Consider the following 21,633-nt stretch of genomic DNA (forward strand, 5'->3'; position numbering starts at 1 on the left):
CGCCCCTGCCGGGGCGATCGGCGAACATCGGGGCCGGCCCCGGCTCGTCGTTCAGGACCGGCCCTTCGGTGCCCATCCGTGAGAAACTCACTGCTGCGTGTCCGTTCGGATCGGCTCGCCGGGGGAGCCCGGTGCAGATCGCCTGCGAGCTCGCGGGTGGGGCGCTGGAGTCTGCAAGATGCCCGGCGCCTCCGGGGTCGAGCCCTGGCTTTTCGAGGCCCAGCCACACCCCTGGCACGGGCCCATCAGCCGTCGGTGCCGGGCCCGGCCGCTTCTGCCGCCTTCGTGGTGACCTCCAGCAGATCGCCGACATCGCAGCCCAGCGCCCCGCAGATGGCCACGAGCGTCGAGAAGCGGATGGCCTTCGCCCGGTTGTTCTTCAGCACCGAGAGGTTCACGACGGTGACCCCGACCTGCTCGGAGAGCTCCACGAGCGTCATGCCGCGCGCGTCGAGGAGCCGGTCCAGGTGGCAGACGACGTGCGGACCGGACGTCGGGGCAGCACTCACATCGCCGACCACAGGTGCAGCATCCCGCTGTCCCGCATCGTCCGCTGCCGTCCGGCGTGCGGCGGTCGTCGTCATACCAGCCCCTCGGTCTGCTCGCGCAGGACGGTGCTCTCGGCGGTCAGGCGGGTGGTGCGCTCGTGGAGCCGGGAGAGCGCATGGGCCAGGAAGGCCATGAAACTGGCGATGACGAACGCGGTGATCCAGACCACGCCACTGAAGTGGCCGGCGGTCACCAGGGGCGGCGATTCCTCCGTGGCGGGGGAGGGCACGGCGATCGACGGAACGACCCAGGCGCAGCCGCCGCATGCCGCTGCCGCAGCGACGACGCTTCGGCCCGGGCGCCTCGTCTCGTGCACCACTCGACGCCAGGGCGCATTCGGATCGGTGCCGTTCGCGTCATCCCGGGGGACGGTGGCAATGCACACTCGCCCCACGCCGATCACGCAGCAGAACAGGAGGACAACGTAAGCCGCAGCAAGAACCCCGCAGGCGGCGAGCGCCCATGCGGGGGCTCCCGCGTAGAGATGTAGAGATACTGCGCGCCAAGCCCGCCGGCCGGTTCGGCGATGCCCTCGTAACCGGCGGGCACGCTGCCCGACGAGGGCGCGTCGACGGTGACGAGCAGCGCGTGTTCTTGCACCAGGGTCAGGATCTCCAGGAACGGGGGGATCGCCAGGCACAGCGCGATGACGGCGGCGCTGGGCGTGGCGCTGATCCGGCCGGTGCCGGGGAAGGGATTGTCGCCCGCCGGGGAGAACTCGTCGACCATGGCGCGAACCCGGTGCCGGATGGTGAAGCGGGCGTGCTGCGCCGTGGGCCCTGCGGTGGCCGGCTGGGCCGCAGCGGGGCCGGTAGGGGTTGTCATGTCGGTGTTCTGTTCATGGTGTCTCCTCTCGCGCCGGTCACAGGATGCGGGTCATCGCTGCTCGCCGTGCGCATCGGGCGGTCCGCTGATCGGGCGTCTGTCGACGTGGCCACGGCTGCCTCCGCGGTGAGACGGCTGGTCGGGTGAACCATCAGAGCATATCGACTATCGATGCGTTGATAATCGATATGTTACTCGACGGGGCTGTCCGGTCACGATCTGTGCGCCGACGTTCGTGAGCCGGGATGCGGCGCTCGTCCGACCCGGCCCCGTCGTGGCCGGCTCATCCCCGGGTGCTCGGTGCGGGGCGCGCGGTCACCGGCATGGCGCGGCCCGCGTGGTCCACCGGGCGCCCGGCGTGAGCGGAGAGGAGCATCGAACCCCGCCGGCGATCCGGCCGCTGATCCTCCGCCGCCCCATGCCGTCGCTTCGCCCTCGGCGGCCATCCCGCGGTTCCGAATCCCAGGGGGCCCGCAGGATGCCAGGCCGGTCCGGTGGGCCCTCCCAGCAGGGTCCACACCCCGCGGTTCCGAGTCCCTCAGGGGGCCTGCAGGGGCTCGATCCCGGCGTAGGAGGCGGCCGCGCCCTCGGCGAGAACGGCGGTCGATCCCGCCCTCACCCCCGCCCTGACGGCCCCGGGGAAGTCCGATCCGGCGGCGAGGGCGGCTGCGAGCGCGCCCACGGCGGCATCGCCCGCCCCGGTCGTGTCGACGACCGGGCCCAGCTCCAGGGCGGGCACGTGCTCGCTCCGGTCGCCGTCCGACCAGGCCGCACCATGCCCCCCCAGGGTCACGAGCGCGGAACGGGGCCCCAGGCCCACGAGCCCGTCCGCCGCATCGAGGGCGCTGTCCGTGTCCTGGGGCGCCGGACGGCCGAGGACGATCCCGGCCTCGGTCTCGTTGACGACGACGCAGTCGACCAGGGCGAGGACCTCCGGGGCCACCCTGTAGGCGGGGGCGATGTTGAAGACGATGCGGGCGCCGGCCCGGTGCGCCCAGCGGATCACCCGCTCGTTGACCTCGGCGCCGATCTCGCCCTGCAGGACCACGACGTCCCCTGGGGACGGTTCGACGGCCTCGCGCGCCTGTTCGGCCGTCACCCGCCCGTTGGCGCCGGCGTCCAGGATGATCGTGTTCTCGCCGGAGGCGCTCACGGCGATCATCGCGATGCCCGTGGTGGTGTCGTCGTCGACGAGCAGGTGCGACACGTCGACCCCGTGCGAGGAGAGCTCGGCGCGAATGGCTGCTCCGGACTGGTCCGCCCCCACCCTGCCGATGAAGAGGCTCTGCGCGCCGGCGTGGGCGGCCGCGGCCGCCTGGTTCGCGCCCTTGCCGCCGAGGCGGTGGGTCAACGATGTGCCCGACAGGGTCTCCCCTGGGCGGGGCAGGCGGTCGACGGTGACCGTGATGTCCTCGTTGATGGATCCGATGACGATGACGCGTCCCATGATTTGGTCCCTCGGTTCGGTGGTTGATCGGATGCTGTGGGCCCGGCGCGGTGGTCCGGGCCCCGGGGCTGCGGCTCGCTCCCGCCCGGTGCGCTCCCGCGGATGGTCACCCGGTGGCCGGTGGGGCGAGGGATTCACGGGGGATCAGCGAGGTCTCGATCCGCTGCGAGCCCGGTCGTTCGCCGTCGATCATGGCGGACAGCATGGCCATCGCCCTGCCGGCGAGTTGCTCCGGGTGCTGCGTGATGGCGGCGATGGCCGGGGTGAGAAGGCTGAAGACGTCCAGGTCGTCGAAGGAGACGAGCGAGATGCCCTGATCGCCGATGGCCCTTCCGGCGTCACGGAGGTGGCCGAACGCGCGGAGGGCGTGCCGGGAGTGTCCGAAGAGGACCGCGGTGGCCCCGTCCCCGAGGAACGAGTCGAGCTCGCGGAGCCAGTCGTCGCCGTCCAGAGGCGCCGCGATGACCATGCGCGACGTGCTGGACAGGAGCGCATCGCTGGCGTTGTCGAAGGCGAGAAGGCGTTCGCGCCCGGTCGAGGAGCCGAGCAGGGAGCCGACGTAGACGATCTGCTGGTGGCCGAGATCCCTGAGGGCCTCCACCGCCGCGTACACGCCGGGAAGGGGATCGGCGTCCACGGACGGGGCCTTGAGCCCGTCGAGCGTGCGGTCGACGGTGACGAAGGGGATCTGCTGGTCCCTGAGCCGGTCGAGCATCGGCGTCATCCCGCCGAGTGGGACGACGATCAGGCCGTCGACCTGTTCCTCCAGGAGGGTGCGCAGGTGCTGGTCCTGCTGGTCCGGGTCCTCTTGCGAGGAGGCGATGAAGACCGTGAAGCCGTCTGCGAGGCCCTCCGTCTGGATGGACTGGGCGAGGCCGGCGAAGAAGGGGTTGCGGATGTCGGGCACGATCAGGCCGATCGCATTCGTCCTGGCGGTCCGCAGCGAGCGGGCCCGCAGGTTGACCTGGTAGCCGAGGGCGAGGGCGGCTGCACGGACCTTCTCGCGTGCGGCTGGGGATGTGGCCGGGTGGTTGGTCAGGACCCGTGAGGCGGTTCCGAGCGACACGCCGGCGCGTGCGGCGACGTCCTTGATGGTCGGACGGGACCGGGTGCGGGGATCGCTGTCCGTCGGCGTCGCCTCGGCGCCCTGCGGGGAGCCGGTCGGTTCGGACGGGCCGGAGCTCTTGGGATTCGTCATCGCCACCCCCTTGTGGAAACGTTTCCAAACGTGCTACAACAATCGCACGAGCCGACCGGATCGTCAAGACCGCGCATCGCATCGACCATCGATCGATCGCCGGGAGCCGGGCGAGTGGGAGGTTCGAGGCCAGGGCCGACGACCCGAGGAAGGGGCACGGCCGGGTCGAACCACGCGGACGAAGGAGTTTCATCGTGGCAGCAGCAATCATCCTCGACTGCGACCCGGGGCACGACGATGCGATCGCCATCCTCATGGCGCTCGGCAGTCCCGAGGTCGATCTCATCGGCATCACCACGGTCGGTGGCAATCAGGACTTGGACAAGGTCACATACAATGCCCGGGCGATCTGCGAGGCGGCCGGCCGCCCCGATGCGCCCGTGCATGCCGGGTCCCGCCGGCCACTGGTCCGTGAGGCGATCGACGCGGCCGGGATCCATGGGCGGACGGGGCTCGACGGCGTGGAGCTCCCCGAGCCGACCCGCGAGCTCCCCGATCGGCACGCGGTCGGCTGGATGATCGACGAGATCATGGCGCGCGAGCCCGGGACGGTCGTCCTGGTGCCGACGGGACCGCTGACGAACATCGCGCTGGCGGCCAGGCTCGAACCGCGCATCGTCGACCGCGTCAAGGAGGTCGTCCTGATGGGCGGAGCCCATGGGCCGGGGAACGCCACGCCCGTGGCGGAGTTCAACATTTTGTGCGACCCCGAGGCCGCTCACATCGTCTTCAACGAGACGTGGCCGGTGACGATGATCGGGCTCGATGTCACGCACCGCGCGCTGTGCACCCCTGAGATCCAGGAGCGGCTCTGCGCCGCCAGCCCGAGGCTTGCGGGAGTCGTCAACGGGCTCATGGATTTCTTCCGCGCCACCTACCGGAATCAGCAGGCCTTCCCCGATCCGCCCACGCACGATCCGTGCGCCGTGGCGTACGTCATCGACCCGACGATCGTCGAGACCCGGCGGGCACCGCTCGACGTCGAGATCCGCGGGTGGGTCACCTATGGCATGACCGTCGTCGACCTGCGGGCCGGAGAGAATCCGGAATGCCGGACCAAGGTCGGTACGGGCCTGGCCGTCGATCGTTTCTGGAACGTCGTCGAGGACGCCGTCCGCAGGCTTCCGCAGATCTGATGGAGGGGACGGGGTCGGTCCAGCCCCCGGAGGACCGAGGCTTGTTCACGGCGTTCGCGGATGACGCTGCGCCCAGGGGCGACGATCATGATCCAGCCCCTGTGGACAGGCCTCATCGTTCGGAATCCCGCCCCATGGGCGGCCTGGCCGGGGACTCCGCCCGGCGGCTGTCGGATTCCGAATGAAACCCCAGTACACCGGGAGGATCGTTCAAAACTAGCGCGTCATCAAGAAATATCTGGTCAGAGCCTGGTTTGTCAAGAGTTTTGAATAAGCCTCCGAATCTTGTTCACAAGGAGGTCGACAACAATCGCAACCCCGGTCGGAACTCGTTCCGCAGATGCGGTGAGACCTGTGCGGAACCTTGACCAGGCCCAAGCGGAGCACCTGGGCAGTGGGTTCACGGAGGCTCATCCGCAGCACGACGGGATGAGTGCTCGGCCAGGGGGAGCACCGCGGCTGGGGCTCCCATGGACAGGCTTCCTGGAATGAAGCCTGCATGAGCCCCGGTGAACAAGCCTCACCAGCACAACCCCCGAAGGGTCTCACATGTATCTCGCACTCGACGCCATGGGCATCATGGCATTCCTCGCAATCGGCCTGGTGTTCTCGCACGGCCGCAAGAAGATCGACTGGAAGTCCGTCGGCATCCTCACGGTGCTCAACCTGGCGCTGGCCTGGGTCCTCACCAGCTTCCCGTGGGGCCGGGCCGCCGTCCAAGGGGCCGCTGCGGCCTTCAACGAGCTCGTCGACGTCGCCTGGACGGGCATCAACTTCGCGCTCGCCAACTGGGTCGGCGCCGATGGCCTCAATCCCCAGCCGGTGAACTTCGTGGTCTCCGCGCTGCTCCCGGTCCTGCTGATCCTGCCGATCTTCGACATCCTCACGTACATCGGTTTCCTGCCCTGGGTCATCAAGTGGATCGGCCGTGGCCTGAGCATCATCACCCGCCGGCCGAAGTTCGAGACCTTCTACTCCATCGAGATGATGTTCCTCGGCAACACGGAGGCCCCCGTCGTCTCCAAGCTCCAGCTTCAGAAGATGTCGCCGGCCCGCAACGTCGTGATCGCGATGATGACGATGAGTTGCGTGACGGCATCGATCCTCGCCGCATACATCCAGATGATGCCGGCGGAGTACACCCTGACCGCGGTCCCGCTCAACTGCCTCAACGCTCTCATCGTGACGTCGATGCTCTACCCCGTCGACGTCACGATGGAGGAGGACGTCATCTACACCTACGAGGACGGGTTGACGGTGGATGCTGGGGAACGGCCCGTGCCGGCCGCGGTCGCCTCGGAGCAGGGCCCGGCGCCCCAGCCCGCCGCGTCCCGGCCCGCCGCCGCGGCGACGGCGCGGTCGGGGCTCGGCGCCCGGTTCGGAAGGATCGTCGCACGCGATCCGAACAGACCCAGGAAGGAGCCCTTCTTCTCCTTCCTCGGCGATTCGATCCTCAATGGCGGCAGGCTCGTCCTCATCGTCACGGCGAACGTCATCACCTTCGTGGCCCTCGCGGCCCTCATCGACAAGATCCTCGGCGCCATCTGGTCGCCGCTGTCGCTCGAATCGATCCTCGGCGTCTTCATGTACGTCCCCTCACTCCTGCTCGGGCTCGACCCCTCGGCCGCATGGGACATGTCGCAGATCATGGGTCTCAAGCTCGTCACCAACGAATTCGTCGCCATGGGCCGGGTCACGGACGTCGTCACCACGTTCCCCCCGCACCACCAAGCGGTCCTCACGGTGTTCCTGACCTCCTTCGCCAACTTCGGCACCCTCGGCATGATCATCGGCACCTTCAAGGGCATCGTCGACAAGGAGCGCAATGAACTCATCGCGAAGAACGTCGGCCGCATGCTCCTCTCGGGAATCCTCGTCTCCCTGCTGTCGGCGGGCATGGTCGGGCTTTTCGTCTGGTGACCAGGACGGGCATGACGGCGCACCCCGGAACGCTCACCGCGAATGCTGTGAACGAGTCTCCGGGAGGCCTGCTCACGGCTCGACAGGATGGAGACCCGGCAAGGGGGACGCGTCGAGGCGGGGCCCCTGCGAACAGGCCTCCACGAGTCCTGCGGTGAGGGGCCTGCCTGGCACCTGCCGAGTTGTGAACAAGCCCCCCGGAGCCCGCTGACACACACCTACCGAACGGAGGAAGAACATCATGACCAAGAAGATCATCCTCGACCTCGACACCGGGATCGACGACGCGCTCGCGATCGCCTATGCCCTCGGCAGCCCGGAACTCGATCTCATCGGCATCACCGCCACGTACGGCAACGTCACGGTCGGACGGTCGGTGCGCAACTCACTGGCCGTTCTCGAACTGCTGGGGCGCACGGACGTCCCGGTGTTCGCCGGGGTCGGCCACTCGCTGACCACCGATTCCTTCACCCCGAGCGAGCTCTCGGCCTTCATCCACGGCGGGAACGGCATCGGCGAGATCGAGATCCCCACCGCCGGGCGCAACGTCGAACAGCAGACGGCCACTGACTTCATCATCGAATCGGCGCACCGGTACGGCGAGGACCTCACCTGCATCCCGACCGGCGCGGCGACGAACATCGTCGCCGCTCTCGAGAAGGACCCGACGATCAAGGACGCCATGGGGCCGATCGTCATGATGGGCGGCGCGCTGACCACCGAGGGCAATGTGAACAAGTGGACGGAGGCGAACGTCAGCCAGGACCCCGAGGCCACCGACCGGTTGTTCCGGTCCGGGGCCGAGGTGGTCATGGTCGGCCTGGACGTCACCCACCAGACCCTCCTGACCAAGGCCGAGACATCGACGTGGCGCGACTTTGGCACGGAGGCCGGTCGCTGCTACGCGGACATGACGGACTACTACATCGATTTCGAGACGAAGGCCATGGACATCGCCGGCTGCGGTCTGCACGACCCGCTCGCCGTCGCGGTGGCCGCCGATCGGAGCCTGGTCACCCTGCTTCCCATCACCATGCAGGTCGATCTGGAGGGGCCGACCAGAGGACGCACCATCGGCAGTCTCGCGGGGCTGTCGGACCCCGTGAAGACGGTCGAGGTCGCGGTGGAGGTCGACGTCGAACGCTTCCTCGGGGAATTCATGACGCGAGTCGGCTCCGTCCTGTCGGTCGGTCCCGAGGGGTGGGGCGGCTCGACGCCGGGCTGCCCGCGCGCATAGAGTGTCGCGGTGACCAGGCGCGAGGAGATCCTCACCGCAATGGGGGACTCGATCCCCATCATGGTCGGTTACTTCTTCGTGGCCACGGCCTTCGGACTGTACTGCGCCCGCGGCGGGATTCCCCCCGGCGACGGCCGGGCTCATCTCGTTCACCAATGTCTTCTCCTCCGGCCAACTGGCCGGGGTGGCGGTGATCACCGGCGGCGGCTCGTGGCTGCGGCTCGCCCCGGGGGTCTTCCTGGTGAACCTGCGGTACGTTCTCATGTCGATCTCGCTGGGCCAGCGTCCGGGTCCCGGGGTCGGCGCCGTGCGACGCACGCTGCTGGCCCTGGGGATCACCGATGAGATCTACGCGCTGGGGATGTCGCGCGCCCGGCTCGCCGTCGTCTCCCATCCGAGCGGTTGCGCGCTGCCGATCCTCGGGTGGACGAGCGGCACGGTGCTCGGCGGCCTGGTGGGGAATGCGCTCCCGGAGCGGCTCACCGCGGCCTTCGGCCTGCTCATGTACGTCATGTTCGTGGCGATCGTCACCCCGGCCGCCGCCCGGGCGCGTCCCGTGCTGGGCGTCGTGGCGGGCGGCACCGGGCTGAGCACCCTGCTCGCGGTGCGGACCGACCCGGCCTCGGGGTGGCGGATCACCGTCACCGCCCTGGTGGTCTCGGCGGTGCCCGCCACCGTCGTCCCGGTGCCCGCGCCCGACGACGAGCAGGGGGGCCGGGACGTGAACCCGTGGTTCGGCGTGGCGATCATGGCCACCGTCACCCACCTCATGCGGGCCGTCCCGCTGCTGGCGATCCGGCGGCGCATCACGAACCAGTGGATGCTCAGCTTCCTGCACCACCTGCCCTACGCGGTGCTGTCGGCGATGGCCTTCCCCGCCGTTCTCACCGACGCTCCCTCGTCGACCACCGGGCTCGTCGCCCTGGGGGTCGCCTTGGTGCTCGGCTGGCGCGGCCACGACCTGTCGCGGGTGGTCCTGGGGCCGCCCTGGCCATCGGCGTGGCCGAGGCCCTTCAGCTCCTGGTGTGAGGCGCGGGCCGGTGCGTCGCTCCGCCCGGGCCGGGCCCAGTCGCCGGCCCGGGCGCCGAGCAGTGGCTCGGGGCACAGCCCCCGCGGGCCGGCCCCGACGAGTCGTTCAGGAGTAGTCGTTCCTGTCCAGCGACGCCTCGAAGCATCGGCGATCGAGGTTGGTGTTCCAGACGCGTCTGCCTCGGTCGGGCCTCAGACTTCCCCCGGGGAGGTTGCCCTCTCGGCGGGCGTTCCTGTTGAACCAGCTCACGGTCTCGACCTTGGCCACGGCGGGGTCTTCGCGTCTCATGTCGATGAGGGTGTTGAGCACCGGCACGAGATCGGTGTCCCTGGAGGCGAGGATGACCAGAGCGACATCGGGGAGCAGCGCTTGGTGCAGACAGGTCAGTGCGACGAGGACATCGATGCCCTTCTCCCGGCCCGGCCCCGTGGGTACTTTGTGCCCGCATGCGTCCATGTCCGGGGTCCCCTCAGCGGTCAACTTGAAGGAGTACTTGAGATCGCGCAGCACCACGGTCGCTCCGTCGAGCCGCCACTGCCGTGCTTGGGCCGAGCATCGACGGTTCTGTTCCCAGTCGTAGTGGCTGTGGGGAAGTCCGCGGAACGCGATGACCTCCTTGAGCAGGGCGGCGGGGTGTCCGTCTCTCTGCGTCTTGTTCCTGCGCTGGATGGCGACCTCTGCGAAGCGCCTCGGGTGGATGAGGGCTTCGTGCTTGCCCCCGTGCCTGTCGAACACGTCGTGGGCGGTCAAGTGGACGTTCTGGTAGTCCATGACCACCACGGCGTTGAGCGTCATCGCTCCTCCTCGAAAAATCCCCACCAACCCTGCTGGGCGGTGGGGAACAATGCATCGAGTGTGCGCTCTCACCAAGGGTGATGTCAATCCCGTGCGGAGACTGCCGCCGCGGGGCCGGGGATGCGCCCAGGTGTCCGGGCGCGCCCGGACGACGCCGCATCCACTAGGCTGGTCGGGAACGCGGCAGGTCGGATGACAAGGGGGAATCATGCCGTTGACGGAGTACGAGCAGCTGCGGCTGACAGGTGAGCACTGGCGCATCAGCGTCCTCGGCGAGCACCTGCTGCGCTACGAGTGGAGCCCGCGGGGCGTCTTCGAGGACCGCCCCACCCAGGTGGTGACCGCGCGGCCCTGGGCGCCCGTGCGCGCCCAGGTGCGCCGGGAGCCCGGCGCGGCGCAGGTCATCACCGCCGCCTTCCAGCTCGACTACGACGGCACCGAGCCCGCTCCGAGCTCGCTGCGCGTCAGGGGCCGCGGCACCTACCAGTCGGAGTGGCGCTACGGGCTGCCGCTGCCGAACCTGTTCGGCCCCGCCCTCGGCCTGGCCTCGAACCTCGGCGGCACCGCCCGCACCCTCGACGGGGCCGACGGGCCCATCGACATGGGCGAGGGCCTCGCCACCCGCAACGGCCTGTCGGTGCTCGACGACTCGGCCTCGTGCGTCGTCGACGGCGAACGGCTCCTGCCCAGGGAGCCCGGCGCCGTCGACCTCTACGTCTTCGTCCACGGCGCCGACCACGCCGGGGCCGTCGAGGACCTCTACCGCATCGCCGGGCGCCCGCCGCTCATCCCGCGCTGGGCCTTCGGGAACTGGTGGAGCCGCTACCACGCCTACACGCAGGGCGAGTACGAGCGCCTCATGGACCGCTTCGCCGACGAGGGCATCCCCTTCTCGGTGGCGGTCATCGACATGGACTGGCACGTCACCGACGTCGATCCCGCCACCGGGCACGGCTGGACCGGCTACACGTGGAACCGCGAGCTCTTCGACGACCCGGCGGGCTTCCTGGCCGGGTTGCACGGGCGCGGCCTGCGCGTCACCCTCAACGTGCACCCCGCCGACGGCATCCGCGCCCACGAGGACTGCTACCCGGCGGTGTGCGAGGCGCTCGGCCGGGACCCGTCCGGCGGCCTGCCCGTCGAGTTCGACCTGTCCGACCCGGCGTTCCGGAGGGCCTACTTCGAGCAGGTGCACCATCCGCTGGAGGACATGGGCGTCGACTTCTGGTGGATCGACTGGCAGCAGGGCGAGGTCGGCCCCGACGGCGTCGACCCGCTGTGGCGGCTCAACCAGCTGCACACCGCCGACATGGCCGCCCGGGGCAGGCGCCCGCTCATCCTGTCGCGCTACGCCGGGCCCGGCTCGCACCGCTTCCCGGTGGGCTTCTCGGGCGACACCGTCGCCACATGGGCCTCGCTGGCCTTCCAGCCGCGGTTCACCGCGACGGCCGCCAACATCGGCTACGGCATGTGGAGCCACGACATCGGAGGGCACATCTTCGGCGTCCACGACGACGAGCTGGCCACCCGCTGGCTGCAGTTCGGGGTCTTCTCGCCGTTCAACCGGCTGCACTCGACCGACGACCCGTTCGCCGGCAAGGAGCCGTGGAACTACGGCGCCCCGGCCCGCGAGGTCATGACGCGCTTCCTGCGGATGCGCCACGCGCTCGTGCCCTATCTGTACACGGAATGGGCGGCCGGGGCGCCGCTCGTGCGGCCCGTCTACCACGAGTGGGGCGACCGGCCCGAGTCCTACGAGGCCCTCGACGAGTACCTGCTCGGCCGCGCCCTGCTCGTCGCGCCCCTCACCCGGCCCCGCGACGAGGCCTCGCAGACCGCCGCGGCCCGCGTCTGGCTCCCGCCGGGCACCTGGGTCGACGTCCTCACGGGGATCGTCCACCGGGGCGACCGCTTCCTCACGATGCGCCGGGGGCTGGACGCCATCCCGGTGCTCGCCCGCGCCGGCTCGATCGTCCCGCTGGCGGTCGGCGCCTCCACCGAGAACCCCGACGAGCTCGAGCTGCTCGTCGTGCCGGGCGCCGACGGGGCCTACGAGCTCGTCGAGGACGACGGGGCCCTCGAACCCGCCACCGCCCGCACCCGCATCGAGTGGGACGACGGCGCCCGCACGCTCACCGTGCACCCGGCCGTCGGCGCGACGGGCGCGATCCCGGCCGGACGGCACTGGCGGGTGCGCTTCGTCGGCGTCGGCGGGTCCGCCCGCGGCGAGGGCCTGCGGGCCGACCTCGGCGACGCCGCGGCGGCCGAGGGCCTCACCGCGCACGTGCCCGGCGCCGTGCTGGGCGCCAACGACGTCGCCGGGCGCGTCCACGAGCTGCTCGCCGCGGCCCAGTGCGCGCACACGGCGAAGGGCTTCATCAGCCGTCTCGTCGCCGAGGGCTCCCCGCTCGACCAGCTCGTCGCGCTGCGCGAGGCCCGGGTGCGGGGGATCGTCCACGGGGGTGCGGCGCCCCTGCCCGAGGACCTCGTCGAGGCCGTCCGCGAGATCATCGTCGCCGACGCCGGCTGAGGGCGCCGGGGCCGTCGGGTGCGGCCGGCGTGCCCCGACGGGGCCCTGAGCGCCCGCCGCTGCTCGCGAGCGCCTCGTGGGCGGCGGCGAGCCAACGGGCCAGCAGGCCAAGCTCCTCGTGCCCCACCGGTCTGTCGGTGGCGGACAACCCCAGGAGCCGACTGGCCAGGGCATGCGCATCGGCCATGACGCTCCGCAGCTCGCGGGCGGTCCCCGAGCCCAGGAGCCCCGCGGCCCTCATCGTGCCGCTGAGCCTGCGCAGACGCTCATCGGCCGCTGCCAGAGGCTGCTCGAAGGCGGCGACCGGCTCGCCGCGGCCGGCCGCGGAGAGGGCGTCGCGGCAGAGCGCCAGCAGGGCACCGGTGCGCAACCGTGCCACGTCGACGGTGCGCACGGGCAGGATGAACCAGGCACTGGCCATGCCGATCGCCCCGCCGACGAGGACGCCGAGAAGCCGGTGGCCCAGCATCTCGCTCGCGGACTCGCCGAAGTACCCGTAGAGGAAGGTGAGGGCGGCGGTGATCCCCGCAGCCCAGAAGGCGTAGCCGCAGGGGCGCGCCGCTGCCGCCACCGCGAGGATCGCGAAGAGGGCGACGAGGGTGCTGGCCTCGCCGGTGCCCGACCACGTGGACAGGACGGTGGCGATCGCGGTCCCGGCGAGCGCGCCGATGATGCGCTGGGCCCCCTTCCAGAGCACGTCGCCGCGCCCCTGGTTCGCGCTGTGGACGATGAGCACGGTGAGGACCGGCCACACCAGGTGATCGGGGTCCATGAGCTGCGCGGCAGCGAAGGAGGCGGCGGTCGCGCAGCCCAGCTGGACCGCCATCCGCGTGCTCGACCGCGGGCCGCCCCTGCGCCGGCGCGGGGGCTCGGGACGGGACGGCGGCCCCGCCAGACCGCTGAGCGCCCGCACGGTCAGCGCCCACGTCATGGCCGCCCCCGCTGCGAGGAGCATCCATCCCAGGAGCGTCCATGTCGGGTCGATGCTCCTCGGGGCAGCGAGGACGGCGATGAACGGCGTCGAGGCGATCACTCCCGGCCGCCGCAGGGACGGGGAGAAGCGCCGCTGCCACACCAGCAGGGCGACGCCGGCCGAGAAGGCGGCGCAGCCCCACACCCGCCGGCGCGTGTCGGGGGCCAGGAGCATTCCGCATCCGACCGCCGCGCCGCTCGACGCCGCGAACAGCCCGAGCACGGCGGGAAGCTCGGACCGGTCGACTGCCCGCAGGGCGCGGGGCAGGGCGATTCCCAGCATCACGGCGAAGACGATCGCGTCGACGGGAGGGTCCCACCACGTCCCCAGCTGGAGCATCGACCAGAAGGTCGGCAGCACCACCACCATCGTCTCCGCACCGCTCAGCAGCGCCTCGCCCACCGATGCCGTCGACCGGATCGCCGGCTCCCGCCCCATCCGTCCCCTCCCAGAAAGCAAGTGATTGCTTGACAATATGCTAAGTGATAGCTTAGTTCTCATGTCCGAGGACCTGACACCGGGGACGGTCGCCCCGCCACTGCGCGCCGCCGTGCTGCGCCTCGCGCGCCGGCTGCGCGTGGGACGGGGGCAGTCGGCGCTGAGCAACAACAAGGTCGCGATCCTGAGCCATCTGGTCCGCGAGGGCGAGAGCACGCCGTCGCGGATCAGCGCGGAGGAGCGGCAGCACGCGCAGTCGTTGACCAGGCCGCTCGCCGAGCTGGAGGCCGCCTCCCTCGTCGAGCGGTCGCCCGACCCGCGGGACGGGCGGTGCAGCGTGCTGCGCGTCACGGCTGCGGGTCGTGACGCGTTCGAGGCGGACATGCGGCTGCGCGACCAGTGGCTCCGCGGTGCCCTCTCCGGTCTCGACAGGGGGGAGCTCGCCACCCTCCGCGAGGCCGCGAGGATTCTCCGGCGACTGGGGGCCCCGCATGAGAGGTGACCGCGGTGAGAGGAGGAGCGCCGGGCCGGCCTGGATCGATTACTGCATCTGGTGGCACGTCTACCCGCTGGGCCTCACCGGCGCCCCGATCCGTCCGACGGGCGCGGAAAGAGTCCCCGTGCCCCGGCTCGACAGGATCACCCCCTGGCTCGACCATCTCATCGCGCTCGGCGCCAACGGCCTCGCCCTGGGGCCCGTCTTCCGCTCGGAGTCCCACGGCTACGACACGACCGACTTCTTCGCCATCGACGAGCGGCTCGGTGACGACGCGGCCTTCGACCGGCTCATCGCAGAGTGCCGTCGGCGCGGAATCGTCGTCATGCTCGACGGCGTCTTCAACCATGTCGGGACCGCCCACCCGCTCTTCCGCAAGGCACTGGCCGGAGGGCCCGAGGAGGCGATGTTCCGGATCGATCGTTCGGGCGGCGAACTGACATACGCCGACTTCGAGGGTCACCGCGGCCTTGCCGCGTTGAATCATGAGAGCGAGGCCGTCGTCGACCTCGTCTCGGATGTCATGCGCCACTGGCTGCGTCGTGGTGCGTCGGCTTGGCGGCTTGACGCCGCCTACAGAGTGCCCCCGGAGTTCTGGGCCCGGGTGCTGCCCCGGGTCCGCGCCGAGTTCCCCGCGAGCTGGTTCGTCGGCGAGGTGATCCACGGCGACCACAGGGAGATCATCCGCCGCTCCGAAATGGACTCGCTGACCCAGTACGAGCTGTGGAAGGCCATCTGGAGCTCGCTGCTCGACGGGAATTTCTTCGAACTCGACTGGTGTCTCACGAGACACGATCGGCTCATGGACGAGTTCGTCCCCATGACCTTCGTGGGCAACCACGATGTCACGAGGATCGCCACCAGGATCGGTGACCAGCTGGCGGCCCTGGCCGTCGTCATCCTGTTCACCGTGGGAGGCATCCCGTCCGTCTACTACGGCGACGAGTACGCCTGGCGCGGCGTGAAGACCGACGGGCCCGGCGGCGACGACGAGATCCGTCCGGCGTTCCCGGACGGCCCCGCCCGGCTCCCCTCCACGGGGGACTGGATGCTCCGGCTCTACCAGCGGCTGATAGGGCTGCGCCGCCAGAACCCCTGGCTCGTGCATGCCGTGACCGGGAGCACGCACCTGGCGAACCGCTCGTACTCCTACGAGTCCCGCGGGCCCGACGGCCAACGGCTGTGCGTCGATCTGGTCCTGGACCCCGAACCCGCCGCCACGGTGAGCGGAGACGGAGCGGTGCTCCTCCGCGTGGACCGCACGACGTTCCGGTGAGTCCGACCGGCTCCAAGCCGCGCGGGGGACCCCTCGACGGGGCGGGGCCGGAGGCCGCCGGCACGCCGCGCGCACCCGGGGTCCGCACCCGCGGCCGATCAATGAACCCCGAGGCCTAGTCGCAGGAGTCGACCGTCGACCGCGGGAGCGTCTCCCCTTGTCAGGTATTTATTCTGGCGTGCTGTGAACAAGCCTCCCCGGACAACAACGGCACGCCGCGCGCGCTGGCCCGGGGCCCGAGTGGGGGCCTCCGCGGGGGAGGAGCCCCGGCGGAGCGGGCGTGTCCACCGATGGGGATGCGCCCCGGGTCGTCGGAGCCGGGGAGTCGGAGCCGGGGAGGAGCCCCGACGGGTCGGGCGGTCCGCTCCGGCGCGCGGGGCCCGGTCCGCCCTGAGGGGAATCGGCCGGCCGCGGGCCCGGAACTGCTTGTGGGGCCCGCTCGCATGTGGGATCATGCGGGCGGTCGGCGGCCCGGGCCCGTCGGGGTCGCCGCCGTCCGGTCGTCCGACGACGGGAGGGGAGCGCCATGGCGCGCATCGGGATCACGGGGGCCACCGGCCGCATCGGCGGCATGGTCGCGCGACTGCTCGAGGACGGGCCCGACGAGCTCGTCCTCATCGTCCGGGACGCCGCCCGCGCCCCGCGCGGCCCCTGGCGGGTGCGCACCACCACTGGCTACGCGGACCCGGCCAACCGCGAGGCCCTGGCCGGGCTCGACGTGCTCCTCATGGTCTCGGCCGCCGAGAGCGCCGACCGACTCGACCAGCACCGCGCGTTCGTCGCCTCCGCCGCCGCTGCCGGCGTGCCGCACATCGTCTACACCTCGTTCCTCGGCGCCGCGCCCGACGCCGTGTTCACCCTCTCGCGCACCCACTGGGCCACCGAGCAGGCCCTCCGCGCCTCCGGCATGGCCCTCACCGTCCTGCGCGACTCCTTCTACCTCGACTTCCTGCCGAAGATGGCCGTCGACGGGGTCATCGCCGGCCCCGCCGGGGACGGCGTCGTCTCGGCGGTCGCCCAGTCCGACGTCGCCGCCAGCGCGGCGGCCGTCCTCGCGGACCCGGCCCCGCACGCCGGCGCCACCTACGAACTCACCGGCCCGGAGGCGATCGGCCTCGCCCGGGTCGCCGAGACCGTCACCCGCCTGACCGGCGTGCCGACGCGCTACCGGAACGAGACCGTCGAGCAGGCCCGCGCCTCGCGCGCCCGCTACGGCGTCCCCGACTGGCAGCTCGACGCCTGGGTCAGCACCTACACGGCCATCGCCGCGGGCGAGGTCGCCGCCGTCACCGACGACGTGCGGGCCCTGACCGGACGCGAGCCGCTGTCGCTGGAGCGGTTGCTGACCCGCTGACCGTCCGCGGAGGACGCGGGAAGGGCCCGGTACCGGAGGGTGCTCGGTACCGGGCCCTTCTTGTTGCGAGAGCCGCCCGCTGCCCCGGGTGGTTCCGGGGGACCGCCTCCTTGCCTAGGCGGCCCCCCGGTCCCCGGCGAACTGGGCCTGGTAGAGGCGCCAGTAGGCGCCCCTGGCCGCGATGAGCTCGTCGTGGCTCCCCTGCTCGACGATGTCGCCGTGCTCCATCACGAGGATGATGTCGGCGTCGCGGATCGTCGAGAGCCGGTGCGCGATGACGAAGCTCGTCCGTCCCTCGCGCAGGCGCCCCATCGCCTTCTGGATGAGGGCCTCGGTACGGGTGTCGACGGAGCTGGTGGCCTCGTCGAGGATGAGGATCGACGGATCGGAGATGAACGCGCGGGCGATGGTCAGCAGCTGCTTCTCGCCCGCGGAGACGTTCGTCCCCTCGTCGTTGATGACCGTGTCGTAGCCGGCCGGCAGGGTGTGGACGAAGCGGTCGACGTAGGCCTCCTTGGCGGCGGCGACGACCTCATCGTCCGTGGCGCCCGGCTTGCCGTAGGCGATGTTGTCGCGGATCGAGCCGCCGAACAGCCAGGTGTCCTGGAGGACCATGCCGAGCTGGTCGCGCAGCTGGGCGCGCGGCACGGCGTTGACGTCGACGCCGTCGATGCGGATGGAGCCGCCGTCGACGTCGTAGAAGCGCTCCAGCAGGTTGACCATCGTGGTCTTGCCGGCTCCGGTCGGGCCGACGATGGCGATCTGCTGGCCCGGCCTGGCGTCGAGCGACAGGTCGTCGATGAGCGGCTTGTCGGGGCTGTACGAGAAGCGCACGTGGTCGAACTCGACGTGCCCGGCGACCGGCAGCTCGAGCGAGCCGCCCGCGTCGGGGGCCTGCTCGGCGGCGTCGAGGACCTCGAAGACGCGCTCGGCGCTCGCCACGCCCGACTGGAGCAGGTTGGCCATCGAGGCGACCTGCGTGATCGGCTGGGTGAACATCCGCGAGTACTGGATGAACGAGGTCACGTCGCCGAGGGCCATCTGGCCGCTCGCCACGCGCAGGCCGCCGACGACGGCCACGGCCACGTAGGTCAGGTTCCCGACGAAGAAGTTGACCGGCATGAGGACCGCGCTGATCGCCTGGGCGCCGAAGCTCTGCCGGTAGAGATCCTCGTTCGTCCTGGCGAACACGGCCTCGACCTCGCGGCGCCGTCCGAAGACCTTGACGAGCGAGTGGCCGGTGAAGGCCTCCTCGATCTGGCCGTTGAGGATGCCGGTCGCGGTCCACATGCCCACGAAGCGCCTCTGCGAGGCTCGGCCGATGAGCACCGAGACGACGAGCGAGACGGGGATCGCGCACAGGGCGATGAGCGTGAGCCGGGGGCTCACGGTGAGCATCATGACGAACACGCCGACCAGCTGGAGCACCGCGTTGAGGATCTGCGAGAGCGTCTGCTGGAGCGTCTGCTGGATGTTGTCGATGTCGTTCGTGATGCGGCTCAGCAGCTCGCCGCGGGGTTGGGCGTCGAAGTAGCTCAGCGGCAGGCGGTCGAGCTTGTCGCTGACCTGGTCGCGCATCGAGTACACCGAGCGCTGGACGACGCGGTTGAGGATGTAGCCCTGCAGGAACTGCAGCGTCGCGGCGAGCACGTAGAGCGCCATGCAGACCAGCAGGATGCGGCCCAGCCGGGTGACGTCGATGCCCTGGCCGGGCACGACGTCCAGGCCGGAGATCATCTGGGCCTGGTCGGTCCTGCCGGCCGCCTCGAGGGCGGCGATGGCCTGCTCCTTCGTCATGCCGGCGGGCAGCATCCTGCCGATGAAGCCCTCGTAGACGACGTTCGTGGCCCGGCCCAGCAGTCGGGGGGAGTAGACGTTGAAGGCCACCCCGATGAAGCCCATGACGATGACGAGCAGGACCTTCCAGCGGTGCGGCGACAGCTCGCCGACGAGCCGGTGCAGTGACGGCCCGAAGTTGACGGCCTTCTCGTGCACCCGGCCCGTGCCGGGGCCCCCGCCCTGCTGGACGTTCTTGGCGTAGTCGGGGCGCTCGTTGGCCCTCGTCCCGCCGCGTCTTCTCGCGGTGCGGCTCATGCGGCGGCCTCCTCGGCGCTCATCTGCGAGTGCACGATCTCCTGGTAGGTCGTGCACTCGGTGAGCAGCTCGGCGTGGGTGCCGCGTCCGACGATGCGTCCGGAGTCGAGCACGATGATCTGGTCGGCGTCGCGGATCGTCGAGACGCGCTGGGCGACGATGAGCACCGCTGCGTCCCGCGTCTCGGCCGCGAGCGCGGCGCGCAGGCGGGCGTCGGTGGCGACGTCGAGGGCGCTGAAGGCGTCGTCGAAGACGTAGATCTCGGGCCTCTTGACGAGGGCCCGGGCGATCGACAGGCGCTGGCGCTGACCGCCGGAGACGTTCGAGCCGCCCTGCGCGATGGGGGCCTCCAGGCCTCCGTCCATCTGCTCGACGAAGTCGGCGGCCTGCGCGGTGGCCAGTGCGGCCCACATCTGGTCGTCGGTGGCCTCCGGGCTGCCGTAGCGCAGGTTCGAGGCCACCGTGCCGCTGAACAGATAGGGCCGCTGCGGCACGAGGCCGATGCGGCTCCACAGGAGGTCCATGTCGAGGCGCCGGATGTCGACGCCGTCGAGCTTGATCGAGCCGCCCGTCACGTCGTACAGGCGCGGCACGAGGTTGGCCAGCGTCGTCTTGCCCGAGCCGGTCGACCCGATGACGGCCGTCGTCGTGCCGGGGCGCAGCGAGATGTTGATGTCGTGGAGCACGGGCTCCTCGGCGCCCGGGTAGCTGAACTCGACGTCGGTCATCTCCATCGAGCCGGTCTCGGCCAGCTTCCGCACGGGCCGATCGGCGGGGACGACGGTCGAGCGGGTGCGCAGGACCGCCATGATGCGCCCGGCGCAGACCTGCGCGCGGGGCAGCTGGATCATCATGATCGCGGCCATCATGACGCTCATGAGCATCTGGAACATGTAGGTCATGAAGGCGGTGATCTGGCCCACCTGGATGTCGCCGCTGTCGACGCGCAGCCCGCCGAACCACCACACGCCCACGGTGGAGGCGTTCATGATGAGCATGACGATCGGGATGAGCAGCGAGAAGAGGGCGCCGATCCGGAAGCCCAGGAGCATGAGCGACCGGTTGGCCGTGTCGAAGCGCTTGCGCTCGCGGCGCTCGCGGACGAAGGCGCGGATGACCCGGATGCCGCTCAGCTGCTCGCGCACGACCTGGTTGATGCGGTCGATGCTCCTCTGGTTCTTCCGGAAGGCCGGGGTCATCTGGCGGATGATGGCCCCGACGAGGACGATGAGGACCGCGACCGCCACGGCGACGATCCACGACAGGCCCATGTCCTCGCGCAGGGCCATGATGACGGCGCCGACCATGGTGAACGGGGCGCCGAGGATCATGATGCAGGTCATGAGGATGAGCTGCTGGACCTGCTGCACGTCGTTGGTCGTGCGGGTGATGAGCGAGGGGGCGCCGAAGTGGTCGACCTCCTGGCTGGAGTAGTTCAGCACCGTGTGGAACAGGCCTGTGCGGATGTCGCGTCCGATGCCCATCGCCAGTCGGGCGCCGAGGACCGCCGCCAGGCACTGGGCGACGACCTGGGCGCCGCCGACGGCGAGCATCCGGCCGCCGGTGCGCCAGATGTAGGCGGTGTCGCCGTACGCGACGCCGGTGTCGATGATGCGGGCGTTGAGGTTGGGCAGCATGAGCGAGGCCACGGAGGCGGCCGCCTGGAGCAGCACGATGAGGGCGAACCAGCCCCTGTACCGGCCGCCGAAACGCCCGATGAGCTTCGTCAGCATGCGTGATCCTTCTCGAGACCGTGGACGAGCAGGCGCGCGGCGAGCTCCGGGGGGAAGTCGGCGCCCTGCTTGAGGAAGGGGTGCGAGGTCGCCATGGCCACCGAGCGGAGCCAGGCCGCGGCCTGCTCCAGCGGGACGGACAGCTCGTCGGCCCAGGGGGCCAGCGCCACGGCCATGGCCGCTCGCAGGTCGTCCGAGCGCGTGGGGCGGCCGTCACAGTTCTTCATCGGGGGCTTGTGGGGAGTCAAGTCGTCGGAGGGCATGGCGTGGACGGCCATGAAGACCTCCTCGACGGTGTCCATGTCGGAGTAGAGCAGGGCCAGGATGGCCGTGATGCGCTCGACGAGGCTGCCGTGCTCGGGCAGCGCCCGCAGTGCCCTCGTCGTACGGGTCGGGTCGAGCACATCGGCGATGACGGCGTCGAAGAGGGCCTGCTTCGTGGGGAAGACGCGGAAGATCGTGCCCTCGGCGATCCCGGCCGCCTCGGCCACCTGCTTCGTCGTGAATCCGCCCCCGTTGGCGACGAGGAGCGGGCGCGCCGCGGCGATGATCGCCCGGCGCCGCTCCTCGGGGGGCATGGGTGCTGCTCTGCTCACGGACAG

The 21,633-nt window shown here is 70.8% G+C and carries 17 protein-coding genes and 1 pseudogene; 8 read left to right on the plus strand and 10 right to left on the minus strand.

Going from position 1 to position 21,633, the window contains the following annotated elements:
- Nucleotides 1–245: 245 nt before the first annotated feature.
- From K336_RS19565 to K336_RS0101620, 5 genes are all read right to left on the minus strand, one after another.
- Nucleotides 246–509, minus strand: a complete 264-nt coding sequence (locus tag K336_RS19565; RefSeq protein ID WP_267879346.1) for a helix-turn-helix domain-containing protein — start codon at nt 507–509, stop codon at nt 246–248.
- Between the two features lie 71 nt (nt 510–580).
- Nucleotides 581–742, minus strand: a complete 162-nt coding sequence (locus K336_RS18310; protein WP_155944948.1) for a hypothetical protein — start codon at nt 740–742, stop codon at nt 581–583.
- Nucleotides 743–948: 206 nt separating this feature from the next.
- Nucleotides 949–1,374, minus strand: coding sequence for a hypothetical protein (locus K336_RS0101610; RefSeq protein ID WP_028706114.1), 426 nt, complete (start codon nt 1,372–1,374; stop codon nt 949–951).
- Between the two features lie 538 nt (nt 1,375–1,912).
- Nucleotides 1,913–2,821 (minus strand): PfkB family carbohydrate kinase, encoded by a 909-nt coding sequence (locus tag K336_RS0101615; protein ID WP_028706115.1) that lies wholly within the window; start codon nt 2,819–2,821, stop codon nt 1,913–1,915.
- A 106-nt stretch (nt 2,822–2,927) separates the two neighbouring features.
- On the minus strand, nt 2,928–4,019 hold the full coding sequence (locus tag K336_RS0101620) for a LacI family DNA-binding transcriptional regulator (protein ID WP_051245307.1): 1,092 nt from the start codon (nt 4,017–4,019) through the stop codon (nt 2,928–2,930).
- Between the two features lie 194 nt (nt 4,020–4,213).
- Between K336_RS0101620 and uriH the strand changes: the two genes are divergently transcribed.
- From uriH to K336_RS20035, 4 genes and pseudogenes are all read left to right on the plus strand, one after another.
- Nucleotides 4,214–5,155: a uridine-preferring nucleoside hydrolase UriH gene (gene uriH / locus K336_RS0101625; protein WP_021797535.1), complete on the plus strand. Its 942-nt coding sequence runs from the start codon at nt 4,214–4,216 to the stop codon at nt 5,153–5,155.
- Between the two features lie 549 nt (nt 5,156–5,704).
- Nucleotides 5,705–7,075 carry a nucleoside transporter C-terminal domain-containing protein gene (locus K336_RS0101630; RefSeq protein ID WP_028706117.1) on the plus strand — a complete coding sequence of 457 codons (1,371 nt, stop codon included), beginning with the start codon at nt 5,705–5,707 and terminating at the stop codon, nt 7,073–7,075.
- A gap of 241 nt (nt 7,076–7,316) precedes the next feature.
- Nucleotides 7,317–8,312, plus strand: coding sequence for a nucleoside hydrolase (locus K336_RS13635; protein ID WP_051245308.1), 996 nt, complete (start codon nt 7,317–7,319; stop codon nt 8,310–8,312).
- A gap of 142 nt (nt 8,313–8,454) precedes the next feature.
- Nucleotides 8,455–9,231, plus strand: a pseudogene (locus K336_RS20035) (AzlC family ABC transporter permease); the annotation flags it as partial.
- Nucleotides 9,232–9,447: 216 nt separating this feature from the next.
- On the opposite strand, the gene K336_RS18920 reads toward K336_RS20035, so the two are convergent.
- Complete coding sequence (locus tag K336_RS18920) at nt 9,448–10,137, minus strand: PIN domain-containing protein (protein WP_043150038.1); 690 nt, start codon at nt 10,135–10,137, stop codon at nt 9,448–9,450.
- 208 nt (nt 10,138–10,345) lie between these two features.
- On the opposite strand from K336_RS18920, the gene K336_RS13645 reads away from it, so the two are divergent.
- Nucleotides 10,346–12,667: a glycoside hydrolase family 31 protein gene (locus K336_RS13645; RefSeq protein ID WP_043150040.1), complete on the plus strand. Its 2,322-nt coding sequence runs from the start codon at nt 10,346–10,348 to the stop codon at nt 12,665–12,667.
- Here the strand turns inward: K336_RS13645 and K336_RS0101655 are convergent.
- A complete protein-coding gene (locus tag K336_RS0101655) occupies nt 12,645–14,078 on the minus strand; it encodes an FUSC family protein (protein WP_028706119.1) in 1,434 nt (477 codons plus the stop codon). The genes K336_RS13645 and K336_RS0101655 overlap by 23 nt on opposite strands.
- A 61-nt stretch (nt 14,079–14,139) precedes the next feature.
- Between K336_RS0101655 and K336_RS0101660 the strand changes: the two genes are divergently transcribed.
- The 3 genes from K336_RS0101660 (at nt 14,140) to K336_RS0101670 (ending at nt 17,204) form a co-directional block, all read left to right on the plus strand.
- A complete protein-coding gene (locus K336_RS0101660) occupies nt 14,140–14,580 on the plus strand; it encodes a MarR family winged helix-turn-helix transcriptional regulator (protein WP_051245309.1) in 441 nt (146 codons plus the stop codon).
- The gene (locus K336_RS0101665) at nt 14,570–15,850 is read left to right on the plus strand and encodes an alpha-amylase family protein (RefSeq protein WP_051245310.1); all 1,281 of its coding nucleotides are present in this window, start codon (nt 14,570–14,572) and stop codon (nt 15,848–15,850) included. Before K336_RS0101660 ends, K336_RS0101665 begins: the two co-directional genes overlap by 11 nt.
- 526 nt (nt 15,851–16,376) lie before the next feature.
- On the plus strand, nt 16,377–17,204 hold the full coding sequence (locus K336_RS0101670; protein ID WP_028706122.1) for an NAD(P)H-binding protein: 828 nt from the start codon (nt 16,377–16,379) through the stop codon (nt 17,202–17,204).
- Between the two features lie 114 nt (nt 17,205–17,318).
- On the opposite strand, the gene K336_RS13650 is transcribed toward K336_RS0101670, so the two are convergent.
- From K336_RS13650 to K336_RS16700, 3 genes are read right to left on the minus strand one after another with little or no spacing between them, the layout of a single operon-like run.
- A complete protein-coding gene (locus K336_RS13650; RefSeq protein WP_043150042.1) occupies nt 17,319–19,298 on the minus strand; it encodes an ABC transporter ATP-binding protein in 1,980 nt (659 codons plus the stop codon).
- On the minus strand, nt 19,295–21,031 hold the full coding sequence (locus K336_RS0101680; RefSeq protein WP_028706123.1) for an ABC transporter ATP-binding protein: 1,737 nt from the start codon (nt 21,029–21,031) through the stop codon (nt 19,295–19,297). Before K336_RS0101680 ends, K336_RS13650 begins: the two co-directional genes overlap by 4 nt.
- Nucleotides 21,025–21,627: a TetR/AcrR family transcriptional regulator gene (locus K336_RS16700; RefSeq protein WP_211223407.1), complete on the minus strand. Its 603-nt coding sequence runs from the start codon at nt 21,625–21,627 to the stop codon at nt 21,025–21,027. The genes K336_RS0101680 and K336_RS16700 overlap by 7 nt, the downstream gene beginning before the upstream one ends.
- Nucleotides 21,628–21,633: the final 6 nt, after the last annotated feature.

The organism is Propionibacterium acidifaciens DSM 21887 (assembly GCF_000426605.1).
Classification (GTDB): domain Bacteria; phylum Actinomycetota; class Actinomycetes; order Propionibacteriales; family Propionibacteriaceae; genus Propionibacterium; species Propionibacterium acidifaciens.

Bases quoted from the DNA above. Each gene is read 5' to 3' on its own strand.
- K336_RS0101660 (WP_051245309.1), top strand. From the start codon at position 14,140: ATGTCCGAGGACCTGACACCGGGGACGGTCGCCCCGCCACTGCGCGCC.
- K336_RS0101610 (WP_028706114.1), bottom strand. From the start codon at position 1,374: ATGACAACCCCTACCGGCCCCGCTGCGGCCCAGCCGGCCACCGCAGGG.
- K336_RS18920 (WP_043150038.1), bottom strand. From the start codon at position 10,137: ATGACGCTCAACGCCGTGGTGGTCATGGACTACCAGAACGTCCACTTG.
- K336_RS0101680 (WP_028706123.1), bottom strand. From the start codon at position 21,031: ATGCTGACGAAGCTCATCGGGCGTTTCGGCGGCCGGTACAGGGGCTGG.
- K336_RS0101630 (WP_028706117.1), top strand. From the start codon at position 5,705: ATGTATCTCGCACTCGACGCCATGGGCATCATGGCATTCCTCGCAATC.
- K336_RS0101665 (WP_051245310.1), top strand. From the start codon at position 14,570: ATGAGAGGTGACCGCGGTGAGAGGAGGAGCGCCGGGCCGGCCTGGATC.
- K336_RS0101615 (WP_028706115.1), bottom strand. From the start codon at position 2,821: ATGGGACGCGTCATCGTCATCGGATCCATCAACGAGGACATCACGGTC.
- K336_RS13635 (WP_051245308.1), top strand. From the start codon at position 7,317: ATGACCAAGAAGATCATCCTCGACCTCGACACCGGGATCGACGACGCG.
- K336_RS0101620 (WP_051245307.1), bottom strand. From the start codon at position 4,019: ATGACGAATCCCAAGAGCTCCGGCCCGTCCGAACCGACCGGCTCCCCG.
- K336_RS13645 (WP_043150040.1), top strand. From the start codon at position 10,346: ATGCCGTTGACGGAGTACGAGCAGCTGCGGCTGACAGGTGAGCACTGG.
- K336_RS13650 (WP_043150042.1), bottom strand. From the start codon at position 19,298: ATGAGCCGCACCGCGAGAAGACGCGGCGGGACGAGGGCCAACGAGCGC.
- K336_RS0101670 (WP_028706122.1), top strand. From the start codon at position 16,377: ATGGCGCGCATCGGGATCACGGGGGCCACCGGCCGCATCGGCGGCATG.
- K336_RS0101655 (WP_028706119.1), bottom strand. From the start codon at position 14,078: ATGGGGCGGGAGCCGGCGATCCGGTCGACGGCATCGGTGGGCGAGGCG.